The organism is Sphingomonas sp. HF-S4, from assembly GCF_032911445.1.
In the GTDB taxonomy this organism is placed as follows: domain Bacteria; phylum Pseudomonadota; class Alphaproteobacteria; order Sphingomonadales; family Sphingomonadaceae; genus Sphingomonas; species Sphingomonas agrestis.
The window spans coordinates 3,071,878-3,088,115 of sequence record NZ_JAWJEJ010000001.1 but is presented as its reverse complement, the minus strand read 5'-3'; the positions used below and the strand labels follow the sequence as shown (position 1 = coordinate 3,088,115).

Annotated in this window: 13 protein-coding genes; 9 read left to right on the top strand and 4 right to left on the bottom strand. The window is 67.9% G+C overall.

Annotation, left to right across the window (positions count from 1 at the left end; translation table 11 throughout):
- Positions 1–152: 152 nt before the first annotated feature.
- The 3 genes from RZN05_RS14090 to RZN05_RS14080 form a co-directional block, all read right to left on the bottom strand.
- Entirely contained in the window at positions 153–911 is a 759-nt protein-coding gene (locus RZN05_RS14090; RefSeq protein ID WP_317227235.1) for a DsbA family protein, read from the bottom strand.
- On the bottom strand, positions 908–2,272 hold the full coding sequence (locus RZN05_RS14085; RefSeq protein ID WP_317227630.1) for a M48 family metalloprotease: 1,365 nt from the start codon (positions 2,270–2,272) through the stop codon (positions 908–910). The genes RZN05_RS14090 and RZN05_RS14085 overlap by 4 nt, the downstream gene beginning before the upstream one ends.
- 106 nt (positions 2,273–2,378) lie before the next feature.
- On the bottom strand, positions 2,379–5,078 hold the full coding sequence (locus tag RZN05_RS14080) for an Rne/Rng family ribonuclease (protein ID WP_317227234.1): 2,700 nt from the start codon (positions 5,076–5,078) through the stop codon (positions 2,379–2,381).
- Positions 5,079–5,574: 496 nt separating this feature from the next.
- On the opposite strand from RZN05_RS14080, the gene RZN05_RS14075 reads away from it, so the two are divergent.
- From RZN05_RS14075 to RZN05_RS14060, 4 genes are all read left to right on the top strand, one after another.
- On the top strand, positions 5,575–6,822 hold the full coding sequence (locus tag RZN05_RS14075; RefSeq protein WP_317227233.1) for an N-acetylmuramoyl-L-alanine amidase: 1,248 nt from the start codon (positions 5,575–5,577) through the stop codon (positions 6,820–6,822).
- A gap of 116 nt (positions 6,823–6,938) precedes the next feature.
- Positions 6,939–9,452 (top strand): penicillin-binding protein 1A, encoded by a 2,514-nt coding sequence (locus RZN05_RS14070; protein ID WP_317227232.1) that lies wholly within the window; start codon positions 6,939–6,941, stop codon positions 9,450–9,452.
- 117 nt (positions 9,453–9,569) lie between these two features.
- Positions 9,570–10,697 carry a peptide chain release factor 2 gene (gene prfB, locus RZN05_RS14065; RefSeq protein WP_317227231.1) on the top strand — a complete coding sequence of 376 codons (1,128 nt, stop codon included), beginning with the start codon at positions 9,570–9,572 and terminating at the stop codon, positions 10,695–10,697.
- A 26-nt stretch (positions 10,698–10,723) separates the two neighbouring features.
- Positions 10,724–11,461 (top strand): class I SAM-dependent methyltransferase, encoded by a 738-nt coding sequence (locus tag RZN05_RS14060; protein ID WP_394804825.1) that lies wholly within the window; start codon positions 10,724–10,726, stop codon positions 11,459–11,461.
- Here RZN05_RS14060 and RZN05_RS14055 read toward each other — a convergent pair.
- Positions 11,453–11,848, bottom strand: coding sequence for a JAB domain-containing protein (locus RZN05_RS14055; protein WP_317227230.1), 396 nt, complete (start codon positions 11,846–11,848; stop codon positions 11,453–11,455). The genes RZN05_RS14060 and RZN05_RS14055 overlap by 9 nt on opposite strands.
- Positions 11,849–11,955: 107 nt before the next feature.
- Here RZN05_RS14055 and RZN05_RS14050 point away from each other — a divergent pair, with 107 nt between their 5' ends.
- From RZN05_RS14050 to RZN05_RS14030, 5 genes are all read left to right on the top strand, one after another.
- Positions 11,956–12,750 carry a thymidylate synthase gene (locus RZN05_RS14050; RefSeq protein WP_317227229.1) on the top strand — a complete coding sequence of 265 codons (795 nt, stop codon included), beginning with the start codon at positions 11,956–11,958 and terminating at the stop codon, positions 12,748–12,750.
- Entirely contained in the window at positions 12,750–13,562 is an 813-nt protein-coding gene (locus RZN05_RS14045; RefSeq protein WP_317227228.1) for a glutaminyl-peptide cyclotransferase, read from the top strand. The genes RZN05_RS14050 and RZN05_RS14045 overlap by 1 nt, the downstream gene beginning before the upstream one ends.
- Positions 13,559–14,029 (top strand): dihydrofolate reductase, encoded by a 471-nt coding sequence (locus RZN05_RS14040; protein WP_317227227.1) that lies wholly within the window; start codon positions 13,559–13,561, stop codon positions 14,027–14,029. Before RZN05_RS14045 ends, RZN05_RS14040 begins: the two co-directional genes overlap by 4 nt.
- Positions 14,026–15,192 (top strand): dipeptidase, encoded by a 1,167-nt coding sequence (locus tag RZN05_RS14035; RefSeq protein ID WP_317227226.1) that lies wholly within the window; start codon positions 14,026–14,028, stop codon positions 15,190–15,192. The genes RZN05_RS14040 and RZN05_RS14035 overlap by 4 nt, the downstream gene beginning before the upstream one ends.
- A 61-nt stretch (positions 15,193–15,253) precedes the next feature.
- Entirely contained in the window at positions 15,254–16,177 is a 924-nt protein-coding gene (locus RZN05_RS14030; RefSeq protein WP_317227225.1) for a bifunctional riboflavin kinase/FAD synthetase, read from the top strand.
- Positions 16,178–16,238 lie beyond the last annotated feature (61 nt).

Sequence of the window (16,238 nt, the reverse complement as noted above, 5' to 3'; positions counted from 1 at the left end):
GGTCGGGGTTGCGCTGGAACAAGCGGGGCCGAAAATTCCTCTTCGGCCCTGGTCCGATTGGGCGAACGCCCTCAACACCGTTTGCTTCGAGCGAAGTCGAGAAGCCTGTCTCTAGCATCCGTTTCTCGACGTCGCTTGAAACGAACGGAAGGCTATTTTCCCGCCCGCGCCTCGGCGACGGCGGCGGCCAGCCCGGCATAGTCGCGCGCGCCGTAAAGCAGTTTTCCGCCGACCACCCAGCTCGGCGTGCCGGTCATCGCCAGCGCCTCGCCCAGCTTGTGGTTGGCGACGATCTCCGCCTCTACCGCCTTGGACTGGCTCGCCTTGGTCGCCAGCGCCTTGTCGAGCCCGGCCTTGTCCGCGGCGGCAGCGATGTTCTCGGCATTGGGGCCGCCCGCAGCATAAAGCGCGTCGTGGAACGCGCGGAACTTGCCCTGCTCGGCCGCGGCCAGCGCCAGCCGCGCGGCGACGACGCTCTCGGGCCCGAGCACCGGGAATTCGCGATAGACCACGCGCACGCCGGGATCCTTGGCGATCAGCTCCTCGATCCCGGCAAGGCTCGCGCGGCAATAGCCGCAGGCATAGTCCATGAACGCGACGACCGTGACGTCGCCATTGGGATTGCCTGCCCATGCGCCGGCATAGGGCTTCTGGAGCGCGGCGAGATGCTTGGGGACCGCCGCCTGCGCGCCCTGCTGCGCCTGCTGGTAGCGCGCATCCTCGCGCGCGCGCAGCTTGTCCATCGCCTCGGGCAGCACCTCGGGATGCTCGAGCAGATACCCTCGGATCGCCGGCCCCGCGAGCCCCGGCATCCAGCTCAGCAACCCCGCGAACGCGCCCGCGCCGAGCAGCGCAGACACCAGCATCGCGCCGGCAAGCGCCAGCGGGCTGTGTAGAATCCGTTCGCTCACCGCCGCTTCCGCTTCTGGTCTTCCATCGCGGTCTGCGACACCATCGCGATATCCTGCGCGCGGACCCAGTCGGACGAACCCTGCGGCAAATTGCCCATAGCCGACCGCGCGCTGATCAGCGCGGTGCGCACGTCGCCCATCAGATGCGCGCGTTCGGCGGTGGCGAGCGCCGTGCGCGGCTCGTCGCCCTTGCGCTCATAGACGGTGCCGAGCTGCATCCAGGCAAACGGGTTCTCCTTGTCGCGCGCCACGGCGGTACGCAGCACCTGCTCGGCCTCGGCAAGGTTGGTCTTGTCCTCGGTGGCGAGCAGCGCATGGCCGAAGGTCGCCGCGATCAACGGCTGGTTGTTCGAGCGCTGGGTCGCCTCGCGCAGCGGCGCCAACGCCTCGGCGGGCTTGCCGGATTCGAGCAGAATCTGCCCCTCGAGCTCGAGGAAATAGGGATCGTCGGGTGCGGTCTTGACCAGCGCCGCGGTTTCGGCGGCCGCCTGATCGGGATAGCCCGACTTGTGATAGGCATAGGCGCGGGCATAGTGCGCCGGGGCCGACTGGTCGCTCGCCGGATAGCGGCGCAGCGTCGTCTCGGGTTCGGCGACATAGCCGCGCAGCTTGGCCTGGACCCGCTTGAAGCGCGCCTCGATCTTGGGGTCGAGCGGCTTGTTCCAGGCCTTTGCGTTCTGCAGATCGGCCTGGAGCGTCTGGACGCGATCCGCCGACATCGGGTGGGTCTGTGCGAACGGATCGACTTCGGGGTTCGAGGATGTGGCGTAATAGCCGTAACGATGCATCTGCGCGGTCAGCTTGTTGAAGAAGCTGATCATACCCTTGCCGCTGATTCCGGCACCGGTGATGAAGCGCACCCCCGCGGCATCGGCCGAAGACTCCTGGATGCGGCTGAACGCCAGATATTTGCCGATCGCGGCGCGCTGGCCCATCATCAGCAGCCCGGTCCCTGCCTCGCCCGCACCCGCCGCCATCGCCGCGGCGCCAAGCAACAGGCTGAGGATCGAGATGTTGGTATAGCCGCCATCGTTCTGGAACACCGCGTGCCCGCCGACGATATGGCCGATCTCGTGCGCGATCACGCCCTGGACTTCGTTGGCGGTATCGGCGGCATCAAGCAGCCCGGAATGGATATAAACGATCTGGCCGCCCGCCACGAAAGCGTTGATCGACTGGTCGTTGACCAGCACGACACGGACATTGGCGGGCGACAGCCCCGCCGCGACGATGATGTCGCGCGACATGTCGGCGAGCAGCGATTCGGTCTCGGCATCGCGCAGGATCGACTGCGCCATCGCCGGGCGCGCCGCGAACAGCGTAAGGCAGAGGACGGCCAGAAGGGCCGCGAGGCGCTTCATCATCTAGGCAAACTCCACGGGGGCATCTGCTGTCGGATGTCGACGATGAACATGCCGTGAAGCCTGGCGGGCGTGCGCACCATCGGCTCGCACGCCCGCCTGGACATCAGGCGCCGAAGGTCCGCTGCCACCAGCCGCGGCGCGCGCCGCCTTCCGGCCCGGTATCGGCTTCGTCGTCCCCGGCAGGCGCAACGTCCTGCGCCACCGCTTCGGCCGGAGCCTCTGCTGCGGGCGCTCCGGCGGCGACCTCGGCGGGCGCGGCTTCGGCGTCAGCCTTCTTGCGGCGGGTGCGCTTGGGCTTCTCAGCCGGCGCTTCGGCTGCGTCGGCGACGATTGCAGGCGCCGCGGCGGCCTCGACCGGCGCCGCTTCGGCATCGGCCTTCTTCTTGCGGCTGCGCTTGGGCTTCTCGGCGGGTGCCTCGACGACGGGCGCGGCTTCGGCAACGGGTGCCGCTTCCGCGGTCACCGCAGGTGCTTCGGCATCGGCTTTCTTGCGGCGCGAACGCTTGGGCTTTTCGGCCGGCGCCTCGACGGCAGGAGCGGCATCCTCGCCGGGCGCCTCGATATCGCCAGCCGGCTCGGCCGCGACATCGCGCGTCTCGCCATGCTCGGCAACGCCGTCCTCGGTATGGGCCGAACCGCGACGACCACCGCGACGGCCGCGGCGGCGGCGCTTGCGGCCGCCTTCGCTGTCGTCACCGGCTTCGTGCTCGCGGCCCTCAGCAGCTTCGGCTCCGGTTTCGACCTCGCCGGCAGCCTCGGGATCGCTGGTCTCGTCCTCGCCCTCGTGCTCGGCGCCTTCGCCGTGCTCGTTGCCCTCACCCTCGTTCTCACGGCCGCGACGGCCACGACCGCGGCGGCGGCGGCGGCGCTTGCCGCGACCTTCGCCTTCACCCTCGTCGCGCTCGCGCGCTTCGCGGGGCTGGCGCGCGGGCCGCTCCTCGGCCGCTTCCTCCTCGTCCTCTTCCTCGTCGATCTCCTCGACATAGTCATCGTCTTCGGGCTCTTCGATGAGACGCTCGATCTTGGGCGCATAGGCCGGCGGCGGGCCGCTCGATTCGACCGACATGCGCGCGCCCTCGAGCTCGCCGTCCGAAGCGATCTCGATCTTGACGCCGTAGCGCTCCTCGATCTCGGCGAGCTCGGCGCGCTTCTTGTTGAGCACGTAGAACGCCGCTTCCTGGCTGGCGCGCAGCAGGATCTGCGAGCCGCGGCCGCGCGCGGCCTCGTCCTCGATCAGCCGCAGCGCCGACAGGCCCGCCGACGAGGCGGTGCGGACGAGACCGGTGCCTTCGCAATGCGGGCACTGGACGGTCGAGGCCTCGAGCACGCCGGTGCGCAGGCGCTGGCGGCTCATCTCCATCAGGCCGAACGCCGAGATGCGGCCGACCTGGATGCGCGCCCGATCGTTCTTGAGCGCCTCCTTCATCGCCTTCTCGACCTTACGGACGTTCGATCCGTGGTCCATGTCGATGAAGTCGATCACGACGAGCCCGGCCATGTCGCGCAGCCGCAGCTGGCGGGCGATCTCGTGCGCGGCCTCGAGGTTGGTCGCAGTCGCGGTCTGCTCGATATTGTGCTCGCGCGTCGAACGGCCCGAATTGATGTCGATCGAGACGAGCGCCTCGGTCGGGTTGATCACCAGATAGCCGCCGCTCTTGAGCTGGACGACGGGGTTGTACATCGCCGAGAGCTGGTCCTCGACCCCGGCGCGCTGGAACAGCGGCACCGCGTCGGCATATTGCTTCACCTTCTTGGCGTGGCTCGGCATCAGGAGCTTCATGAAGTCCTTGGCCTGGCGATATCCGTCCTCGCCCTCGACGATCACCTCGTCGATATCGCGATTGTAGATGTCGCGGATCGCGCGCTTCAAAAGATCCGAATCGCCATAGACGAGCGCCGGCGCGGAGGATTTGAGCGTCTCCTCGCGGATCCCGTCCCACAGCCGGGCGAGATAGTCGAAATCGCGCTTGATCTCGGTCTTGGTGCGCTGGAGCCCGGCGGTGCGGACGATACAGCCCATCGTCGGCGGCAGCTTGAGGTCCGACATGATCGTCTTGAGCCGCTTGCGGTCCGCAGCCGAGCTGATCTTGCGCGAGATGCCGCCACCGTGCGCGGTATTCGGCATCAGCACGCAATAGCGTCCGGCGAGCGACAGATAGGTGGTCAGCGCCGCACCCTTGTTGCCGCGCTCTTCCTTGACGACCTGGACCAGCAGCACCTGGCGGCGGCGGATCACGTCCTGGATCTTGTAGCGGCGGCGCAGGTTCATGCGGCGCTGGCGCAGCGCCTCGGCCTCGTCGTCCTTGCCGCCCCGACCGCGGCGGCGGCCCCGGCCGCGACGGCCGTCCGAACCCTCGCCGCCTTCGCCCTCGCCGGCCTCAGTCTCGGCTTCGGCGTCGTCCTCATGATCCTCGTCATCGTGCGAGCGCTCGAGAACCTCTACGCCGTCCTCGCCTTCGAGATGATCCTCGTCATCCGAATCGTCGGCGGCGCGCAGCGCGGCTTCCTCGGCGGCGTGCTCGGCCTCTTCGCGGAGCAGCGCTTCGCGATCTTCCTTGGGGATCTGGTAGTAATCGGGGTGGATTTCGCTGAAAGCGAGGAACCCGTGGCGGTTGCCGCCGTAATCGACGAACGCCGCCTGAAGCGACGGCTCTACGCGGGTGACCTTGGCGAGATAGATGTTGCCCTTGAGCTGCTTGCGCTCGGCACTCTCGAAGTCAAACTCCTCGATCCGGTTCCCTTTGACGACGGCAACCCGGGTCTCCTCCCGGTGCCGTGCGTCGATCAGCATACGCATGGTCATTTATTATTCTCCGGGCGCGCCGGCCTGGACCCCTGAAGGTTGCTTTCCCGAAGGGGCGTGGCGCGTGCGCGCGATACATGATGCGGCCTTGGCCGGCGGCGCCGGCGGTGGTCTCGCAGGTTTCGAAAACTGCTGCTGCCCGCAGGGCACGTCCGGACGCGTGGTCCGGAAGCTCCGCCATCGTCCCGCGGCCGGCCGCAAGGGCCTGGCGGGTGGGACGATGGGGAAATTGCCTCATGCGTAGCGTCAACCTGAACTGTCGCGGCGAATGTGGCCGCGAATATCGTCCGATACAAGGATCGGAGCGAACTCCTGCTAGCACCCCCAATGCCATGCGGCAACCACGGCTGATGCGAATAACATCGCCGAAGCCCCGGCAGATATTTGCCGGCCAACCGGCAGATTTATGCCGATTAACCAGTTCGTTTCACCCTGTCTTGGTCCCCGCTTCCTAAAAGGCATCTGTCAGGGACGCAGTGTCTCAGAGTTAGGTGTCATGGATTTGGGCTGGACCCCTCACGGCTCGGCGCGGCATATCGCGCGGGTGCTATTCCTGCTTGCCCTTCTCTCCGGCTGGTTGACCGGGGTGCCGAGTTGGGCGGGCGGCGTTCAGGACGTGCGCGTGCACGGCGATCGCATCGTCGTGACCTTCGACGCGCCCGTCACCCAGGCGAGCGCCTTCGTGCTCGCCGGGCCGCAGCGCATCGCGCTCGACGTGACCGGCGCCGAGCCCGGCCGCGTGGCGACTGCCGCCGGCGCGGTCGCCAAGATCCGCCAGGGCGTCCAGGGCGACGGTGCGCGCATCGTCTTCGATCTCGCGCGGCCCGCGATCGTCACCCAAGGCACGTTCGGCCAGGACGGCCGCACCCTCACGCTCCAGCTCAAGACCGTCGACGACGAGCGTTTCGCGCGCGCCGCGGCCGAACGCCGGATGAGTTTCCTGCCACCCTTCACCTATCTACAGCCCGCGCGCCGGCATCCGTACAGCGTGTCGATGGCGCTGCCCAAGCGCGTGTCGAGCGCCAGGCTGCCGCGCGTCTATGGCGATGCCGATCGGCCGCTGGTGGTGATCGATGCCGGCCATGGCGGGCACGATCCCGGCGCGATCTCGGGCGACGGCAACCTGCGCGAAAAGGATGTCACGCTCGCGGTCGCCACGGCGATCAAGGACGCTTTGCTCGCCTCGGGCCGCGTCCGCGTCGCGCTGACGCGCGAGGACGATCGCTTCCTGGTCCTCCAGGAGCGCTACGGGCTCGCCCGGCGGTTGAAGGCCGATCTGTTCATCTCGGTCCATTGCGACAGCGCGGGCAATCCCGACGCGACCGGCGCCACGGTCTACACCCTTTCCGAAGTCGCGTCCGACAAGGAGGCCGCGCGCCTCGCCGCGCGCGAGAACAAGGCCGACATCCTCGCCGGCGTCGATCTCGGAGTCGCCAGCCCCGACATTTCGTCGATCCTGATCGATCTCACCCAGCGCGAGACGATGAACATGTCGGCCAATTTCGCCCGGCTGCTCGGCCGCGAGGCCCAGCCGCTGATCCCGATCAAGGCCCAATACCACCGCATGGCCTCGCTGATCGTCCTCAAGGCGCCCGACATGCCCTCGGTGCTGTTCGAGACCGGCTATATCTCGAACGCCGCCGACGCCGCGTTCCTCGCCTCGGGCGAAGGGCAGCGCAAAGTGGCGCAGAGCGTTCGCAAAGCGGTGGAGATCCACTTCGCCACCCGCATGGCGGCGCGCTGATCCGGTATCCGTAAACTCCCTCATGCGCTCATTATAGACGCGAAACGGACGAGTTGATTTCGGCGGCGTTTTGATCGGGTTTCATCGCCCGAGAAACTTGCTACACCGCCCCCCGCATGGCGGACGGCAGCATTTCCAGCGAAACAGTGAAGATCAAGCGCGGCGCCGGGGGCGTCCGCGGATGGTTCGGGCGTATCCGCAGGCGCTGGTGGTTCCGCATCCTGGCGTGGCTGGCACTGCTCGCCGGGCTGTTCTGGCTGGCGGTATGGCTGCTGATCGCGCGCAATCTGCCGTCGGTCGAGACGTTGCGCGCCTATGAGCCGCCGCTGCCGACCAATGTCCGCTCGATCGATGGGCTGCCGATCCACAGCTATGCGCGCGAACGCCGCGTCCAGCTGAGCTACGCCGAATATCCCAAGCAATTGGTCGAGGCGTTCCTCTCGGCCGAGGACAAGACCTTCTTCAGCCATCACGGCGTCGATTTCCCCGGCCTGGTGCGCGCCGCCTATCAGGGCATTCTGAGCGGCGAGACGCCGCGCGGCACCTCGACCATCACCCAGCAGGTCGCCAAGAACCTGCTGATCGGCAACGAAGTCAGCTATCTGCGCAAGGGCAAGGAAGCGATCCTCGCCTGGAAGATCGAGAACACGCTCTCCAAGGAGACGATCCTCGAGCTCTATCTCAATTCGATCGAGCTCGGCCGCAATGCCGGCGGCGTCGAGGCGGCGAGCCAGGCCTATTTCGGCAAGGAGCTCGACCAGCTCACCTTGCCGCAGATGGCCTATCTCGCGATCCTGCCCAAGGGGCCGGCCAACTACTCGCCCGAACGCTATGAGGCGCGCGCGCTCGAGCGGCGCAACTGGGTGCTCGGGCAGATGCAGGAGAACGGCTTCATCAGCGTGGCCGAGCGCGACGAAGCCCGCGCCGCCCCGCTCGGCGCGGTGCCGCGCCAGACGCCCAAGTTCGAGCGCGTCGGCGGCTATTTCGTCGAGGATGTCCGCCGCCAGCTGATCGACAAGTTCGGCGAGAAGGCCGAGGACGGTCCCAACAGCGTCTATGGCGGCGGCCTCTGGGTCCGCACGTCGCTCGATCCGCGGCTTCAGGAATATGCCCAGAAGGCGCTGCGCGACGGCCTCCTCCGCTACGATCGCGGGCGCGGCTGGTCGGGGCCGATCGACAACAAGCCGATCGGCGACAATTGGCGCCAGACGCTGCTCAACACCAATATCGGCGTCGACTATGAGGATTGGCGCGCCGCGATCGCGATCGAACGCAGCGCCGGCGGCTGGGAGATCGGCTTCGAGGACGGCCACACCGGCACCATGCCGCGCAGCCTCGCCTCGATGCCCGTCCGCGGGCAGGGCGGCGAGGCCTTCGCGGCGATCAAGGCGGGCGACATCATCGCGGTGGCGCCCGAGGGCGCTAGCTGGGCGCTGCGCTCGATCCCGCGCGTGTCGGGCGGCATGGTGGTCGAGGATCCGCGCACCGGCCGGGTGCTCGCGATGCAGGGCGGCTTCGATTCGCGCATCCATCCGTTCAACAACGCCACCCAGGCGCAGCGCCAGCCGGGCTCGACGATCAAGCCGTTGGTCTATGCCGCGGCGATGGAGGCCGGGCTCACCCCGGCGACGATCGTCAACGATGCGCCCTTCTGCGTCTGGCAGGGCGCGGGACTTGGCAACAAGTGCTTCCGCAACTTCGGCAACCAGCGCGGCGCGGGCCCCAAGACCCTGCGCTGGGGCGTCGAGCAGTCGCGCAACCTGATGACCGTCCAGGTCGCCAACCAGATCGGCATGGAGAAGGTCAACGACCTGATCCAGCGCGTCGGCGTATCGCGGCAGAAGCAGCCCAATTACCTCAGCTATGCGCTCGGCGCTGGCGAGACGACCGTGCTGCGGATGGTCAACGCCTATTCGATCCTGGTCAATCACGGCCGCGCGCTCAATCCGACCTTGATCGACTTCGTCCAGAACCGCCGCGGCGAAGTGATCTTCCCCGAGAACTGGCGCGCGTGCGACGGCTGCAACGCGCGCGACTGGAACGGCGGCGCGATGCCCCGCCCGGTCACCCGCGCACGCCAGGTGGTCGAGCCGATGAGCGCCTACCAGATCGTCCACATCACCGAAGGGGTGATCCAGCGCGGCACCGCGACGATCCTGCGCGATCTCGGCCGCCCGATCATGGGCAAGACCGGCACCACGTCGGGCCCGACCGACGTGTGGTTCGTCGGCGGCACCCCGCAGATGATCGGCGGGCTCTATCTCGGATTCGACAATCCCACCAATTTGGGCGGCTACGCCCAGGGCGGCTCGATCGCCGCGCCGATCTTCAAGCAGTTCGCCGTGCCTGCCTTCAAGGACATGGAAGTGCTGCCGTTCACGGCGCCCGCGGGCATCCGCATGGCGCGGATCGATCGCGGCAGCGGCCGCCGCGTGACCGGCGGCTGGCCGACCAGCGATCCGCTCGCCTCGGTGATCTGGGAAGCCTTCAAGCCCGAAGTCGAGCCGCAGCGCCGTCGCCGTGGCCAAGAGGAAGAGACCGAGAAAAAGGCGGTCGAGAAGAAGGCCGCCCCGACCACCCAGACGCCCGGCGACAGCGACTTCTTGCAACGCGAGGGCGGAATCTACTAGCGGCGCACTATATGCGTCATCCCGGCGAAAGCCGGGATCCCAGGCCGCGAGCGAACGGCCTGGGGCACGAGATCCCGGCTTTCGCCGGGATGACGGAATGATTTGGAGTTTTTGATTATGCGCGCCGAAGCGCAGGCTCATGTCGACAAGATCAAGGCGGCGCTGGCGCTGCTGCGCCGTTTCCTCGATTGGGACCGCGCGCTGCGCCGGCTCGACGAACTCAATGCGCGCGTCGAGGATCCGACGCTCTGGAACGACGCCAAGGCCGCGCAGGACGTGATGCGCGAGCGTCGCCGCCTCGACGAGGCGATCGGCGCGACGCGTGCGATCGAGACCGAGCTCAACGACACCGCCGAACTGATCGAGATGGCCGAGGCCGAGGGCGACGAGGAGATGGCGAGCGAAGGCACCACCGCGCTCGCCGCGCTCGCCGAGCGCGCCGAAGTCGACAAGGTCAAGGCCCTGCTCTCGGGCGAGGCCGATCCCAACGATACCTATATCGAGATCAACTCGGGTGCCGGCGGCACCGAGAGCCAGGACTGGGCAGGGATGCTCCAGCGCATGTACACGCGCTGGGCGGAGCGCCACGGCTTGAAGGTCGAGCTGGTCGACTATCACGCTGGCGAGCAGGCCGGGATCAAGTCGGCGACGTTGCTGGTCAAGGGCGAGAACGCCTATGGCTATGCCAAGACCGAGAGCGGCGTCCACCGCCTCGTCCGTATCTCGCCGTACGACAGCGCCGCGCGGCGCCACACCTCGTTCTCGAGCGTGTGGGTGTACCCGGTGATCGATGACGACATCCAGGTCGAGTATAACGAGAGCGACCTGCGCATCGACACCTATCGCGCCTCCGGCGCGGGCGGGCAGCACATCAACACGACCGATTCGGCAGTGCGCATCACGCACATCCCCACCGGCATCGTCGTGCAGTGCCAGAACCAGCGCTCGCAGCACAAGAACAAGGCCGAAGCCTATAACCAGCTGCGCGCCCGCCTCTACGAGCGCGAGCTGGCGATCCGCGAACAGGCCGCCAATGCCGAGAACGCCACCAAGACCGATATCGGCTGGGGCCACCAGATCCGCTCCTACGTCCTCCAGCCGTACCAGCTGGTGAAGGATCTGCGCACCGGCGTGACTTCCACGGCGCCGTCCGATGTGCTCGACGGAGACCTCGACGCGTTCATGGCGGCCGCGCTATCGCAGCGCGTGACCGGCGAGACGGTCGAAGTGGAGGATGTCGATTGAGAGCTGCGCTCGCTCTGGGCACTGCAATGATGCTGCTCGCCGGATGCGGCGGCGGCAGCGCGGTGCCGCGCGAGCGCCAGGTGACGGCCAAGAATACCGGCTTCCCCGCCGCCGACCGCCCGGTGGCGACGATCGTCTCGGCGCGCTGGTCGACCGAAGAGGCACGCGACCGCCTCAACGAAGCGGGCAAGGTGATGAGCCTGGCGGGGATCGAGAAGGACATGACCGTCGCCGATATCGGCGCGGGCGAGGGCTATTACACGATCCGCCTCGCGCAGCGCGTCGGCGAGGACGGCCGCGTGGTCGCCGAGGATATCGTCCCCGAGACGATCGAGGCGCTGGGCAAGCGCGTGCTCCAGGAGCGGCTCGACAATGTCAGCGTGCGGCTGGGCTTGCCCGCCGATCCGCGGCTGCCCGAGGCGAGCTTCCACCGCGTGCTGATGGTCCACATGTACCACGAGATCGAATCGCCCTATGAATTCCTCTGGCGGCTGCGGCCGTCGCTGACTCCTGACGGCCAGGTGATCGTCGTCGACGCCGATCGGCCGACCGAGCATCACGGCACCCCGCCCGATTTGCTGAAGTGCGAGTTTGCCGCGGTCGGCTATGCCCCCGTCTCGATGCGGCCGATGCCCTCGGCCGGCGGCTATATCGCGATCTTCAAGGCCAGCGGCGCGCGTCCCGAGCCGGGCACGATCAAGGCGTGCAAGAGCGGCGCGCGCGCCACGCCCGCCGCGATGCGCACCGGTCAGGGCTCAGAGTAGCCCGAGCGCGCGAAAGCTGGTGATTCCGCTGCGCGCGACGATCAAGTGATCGAGCAGCCGCACTTCCAGCGTCCCCAGCGCTCGCGCGAGGAGCCGCGTCGCCTCGCGATCGGCAACGCTCGGCGTCGGATCGCCGCTCGGATGATTGTGCGCCATCACTACGCCTGCTGCATCGAACGCCAGCGCGTCGGCGGCGATGGTTCGGATCGGCAGTTCGAGCCGGTCGATCGAGCCGCGGGCGTGCCGCATCCCCAGGATCCGTTGACCGGCGTCGAGATAGGCGAAGACCATCACTTCGCTGGCTTCTTCGGCCAGCGGCGCGAACAGCTCGCCGGCAGCCGCAAGGTCGGCAAGGCGTCCGGGCGCGGCGAGAGCCTCGATCGGCATCGTCCCGCGCTGCCAGCCGGCGCGCACTTGCCGAAGCGCAGACCGATCCGCTTCGGCGCGACCATCCTCGGCTTGGCGTGGACCATTCCCCCCGCTAGGCTCCTCGCATGCGTCAATATCTCGACCTGATGGAACGCGCGCTCACGCACGGCGCGGAGACGATGGACCGCACCGGCACGGGCACCTTGTCCGTGTTCGGCCACCAGATGCGCTTCGATCTCGCCGCCGGCTTCCCGCTGCTGACCACCAAGAAGCTCCATATCCGATCGATCATCATCGAATTGCTCTGGTTCCTGCGGGGCGACACCAATGTCCGCTGGCTCCAGGAGCGCAAGGTGAGCATCTGGAACGAATGGGCCGACGACTCGGGCGATCTCGGCCCGGTCTACGGCAAGCAATGGCGCCGCTGGGAGGCGGCCGACGGCCGCGAGATCGACCAGATCGCCGAACTGCTCGACCAGATCCGCAATAATCCCGGATCGCGCCGCCAGATCGTCTCGGCGTGGAATCCCGGCGAGCTCCACGCGATGGCGCTGGCGCCGTGCCATTGCCTGTTCCAGACCTATGTCGCGAACGGCAAATTGAGCCTCCAGCTCTACCAGCGCAGTGCCGACATCTTCCTCGGCGTGCCGTTCAACATCGCCAGCTACGCGCTGCTCACCCATCTGCTCGCGCAGCAGGCGGGGCTCGAGGTCGGCGAGTTCGTCTGGACCGGCGGCGACTGCCACCTCTATTCGAACCATCTCGACCAGGCCCGCGAGCAGCTCGGCCGCGCGCCCGGCCCGCTTCCGCAGCTCGAGATCACCCGCAAAGCCCCCTCGATCGACAGCTACGACTATGAGGATTTCGTGATCCACGACTATCAGGCCCAGGCCCATATCAAGGCGCCGGTGGCGGTATGATGCGCAAGGCACTCCCGCTCGCATTGCTCGCGCTGGCCAGCTGCGGCGACAAGGACGAGACCCCCAAGGTCCAGACCGTCGCGATCGTGAAGACCTATCCGCACGATTCGCAGGCCTTCACCCAGGGGCTCTATATCGACGGCGGCACGCTGTTCGAGAGCACCGGCGAGGAAGGCACGTCGGGCATCCGCAAGGTGACGCTCGACACCGGCGAGGTCACCGCGCAGGCGCCGCTGCCGCCGCCTTATTTCGGCGAGGGGATCATCGGCTGGAAGGACAGGATCTACCAGCTCACCTGGAAGGACCAGAAGGGCTTCATCTACAGCAAGGCCGATCTCAGCCCCAAGGGCGAGTTCGCCTATGCGGGCGAAGGCTGGGGCCTCACCCACAACGGCAAGTCGGTGATCATGAGCGATGGCACCGCGACGCTGCGCTTCCTCGATCCCGAGACGATGGCACAGCAATCGACGATCAGCGTCACCGCAAACGGGTGTCCCGTCACCCAGCTCAACGAGCTCGAATGGATCGACGGCGAGATCTGGGCGAATGTCTGGCAGACTGACCTGATCGCGCGGATCGACCCCGCCAGCGGCAAGGTGAAGAGCTTCGTCGACGTCGCCGCGCTCGGCCCGCCCACCCCCAGCGTCGATGAAGTGCCCAACGGCATCGCCTATGACGCCACCGCCAAGCGCATCTTCGTCACCGGCAAGATGTGGCCGCAGCTCTACGAGGTCCGCGTCACCGACGATCCCGTGAACGGCGCCGCGCAGGACCAGGCCGCGCGGCTGATGCAGTGCCAGCCGGGCGGATGATCACCTTCCACCTCGCCCGCGCCGACAATGGCGTGATCGGCAGGGACGGCAAGCTTCCCTGGCACCTGCCCGCCGACCTCAAGCGCTTCAAGGCGCAGACGATGGGCAAGCCGATGGTGATGGGCCGCAAGACGTTCGAGAGCTTCCCGAGCCCGCTCCCGGGCCGGCGCCACATCGTGCTGACTCGCGATGCGCGTTGGACAGCCGAGGGTGCCGAAGTCGCGCATTCGCCCGAGGCGGCGCTCGCGCTGGCCGGCGAGGGCGACGTCGCGGTGATCGGCGGCTCTGAAATCTTCGCATTGTTCCTCGACCGCGCCGAGGCGATCGAGCTGACCGAAGTCCATGCCGACGCCGAGGGCGATGCCACCGTGCCCGCCTTCGCCGGCTGGCGCGAAACGGCTCGCGAGGACCATCCCGCCGAAGCCGGCCGCCCCGCCTACAGCTTCGTCACGCTGGAACGCCCATGAAGAAGTGGCTGTGGGGCCTGGCCGCGCTGGTTATTCTCGCCGCGATCGGGTTCTTCGGCCTCGCCCCGGCGATCGTCGAATCGGGAATGAACAAGGTCGTTGCCGGCCCGCTCCCCACGGTCACTGCGCAGACCCGCGCGCTCCACGCCTCGCTCCAGATCGCCGACATGCACGGCGACACGTTGCTCTGGCGCCGCAGCCTGGTCGATCGCGCCAACCGGGGGCAAGTCGATCTGCCGCGGCTGATCGAGGGCAATGTCGCCCTCCAGATCTTCTCCTCGGTGACCAAGACCCCCAAGGGCCAGAATTACGAGTCGAACGGCGCCGACACCGACGCGCTGACGTTGCTCACCGTCGCGCAGCTCCAGCCGCCGCGGACCTGGACCTCGCTGCTCCAGCGCTCGCTGTGGCACGCCGAGAAGCTGGCGCGCGCGGCGGATGGGTCGGACGGACGGCTGCGCGTGATCCGCACCCCGACCGAACTCGACACGCTGCTCGCCGATCGCGCTGCGGGGCGGAAGGTGGTCGGGGGGATGCTGTCGATCGAGGGCCTCCAGGACATGGAGGGCAAGCTCGCCAATCTCGACAAGCTTCACGCCGCGGGCTTCCGCATGGCCGGGCTCGCGCACTTCTTCGACAACGACGTCGCCGGATCGATGCACGGGGTGCGCAAAGGCGGGCTCACCCCGCTCGGCCGCCAGGTGGTCGCGCGGATGGAGCAGCTCGGCATGATCATCGACATCGCGCATTCGAGTCACCAAACCGTCGCCGAAGTGCTCGCGATGGCCCGGCGCCCGGTGGTCTCCAGCCATGGCGGCGTCCAGGCGACGTGCAAGGTCAACCGCAACCTCACCGACGACGAGATCCGCGGCGTGGCGCGGACGGGCGGGGTGGTCGGCATCGGCTATTGGGACGCCGCGCTCTGCTCGACCGCGCCGGAGGCGATCGCCCGCGCGATCGCGCATGTCCGCGATCTGGTCGGGATCGACCATGTCGGGCTCGGCTCGGACTTCGACGGCGCAGTGACGACCAGCTTCGACACCGCGCAGCTCGTGGCGGTGACGCAGGCACTGGTCGATCGCGGGTTTTCGGAGCGTGACATCCGGAAAGTGATGGGCGGCAACGTGCTGCGCGTGATCCGGGCGGGGATGGTGCCGCAGTAAACTCCTCCCCGTTTCGGGGAGGAATTGGCAGACCTCATCGTCGCCCCTATAGCCCAACCTCATGGAGCGACTGGACAATGCCGCGCCGGTGCCGGCGGCTCTGCGCGGCGGGATCGTCGCGCTCGGCAATTTCGATGGGTTTCACCTCGGGCACCAGGCGGTGGTCGGGCGCGCGGTCGAGCGGGCGCGTGCCGAAGGGCGTCCGGCGATCGTCGCCACCTTCGATCCGCATCCGCAGCGCTATTTCCAGCCCGCCAGTGCACCCTTCCGGCTGACCACGCTCGACCAGCGCGCGGCGCTGTTCGCGCAAGCCGGCGCCGACGCGATGCTGGTCTTCCGCTTCGATGCCGCGCTCGCCGGGCTCAGCGCGCGGGAATTTGCCGAGGCGCAGCTCGTCGATGTGCTCGGTGCGGGTGGGGTAGTCACCGGCAACGACTTCACCTTCGGCAAGGGGCGCGAGGGCGACGTCGCGACGCTCGCCGCGCTGGGCGAGGCGCTCGGCTTCGCGGCGCAGGTCGTCGATCCGGTGACGCTGGACGGCGAGACCGTGTCGTCGAGCCGCATCCGCCAGTATCTCCGCGACGGCGATCCGCGCGGCGCGGCGCGGCTGCTCACGCGGCCGTTCGCGATTGCAGGCGCGGTCCAGCACGGCGCCAAGCTCGGCCGAACGCTCGGCTATCCGACCGCGAACATGGACCTCGCCAACTATCTCCGCCTTGCCTACGGCATCTATGCCGTGCGCGGCCGCCTCCCCGACGGGCGCGTGCTGGACGGCGTCGCCAATCTCGGCATCCGCCCGAGCATCGAGCCGCCGATCGAGCTGCTCGAAAGCTATTTCTTCGATTTCGCGGGCGACCTGTACGGTCAGGCAATCGAAGTAGAACTGATCGACTATCTCCGCCCTGAGGCGAAGTTCGATTCGCTCGACGCGCTCAAGGTCCAGATGCACGCCGACGCCGAGCGGGCGCGAGCGCTGCTCGCCTGACCACTGTTCGTCACCCCGGCGTCGGCCGGATGGCGGCCCCCTTGCAATGTAGGATTTCCCC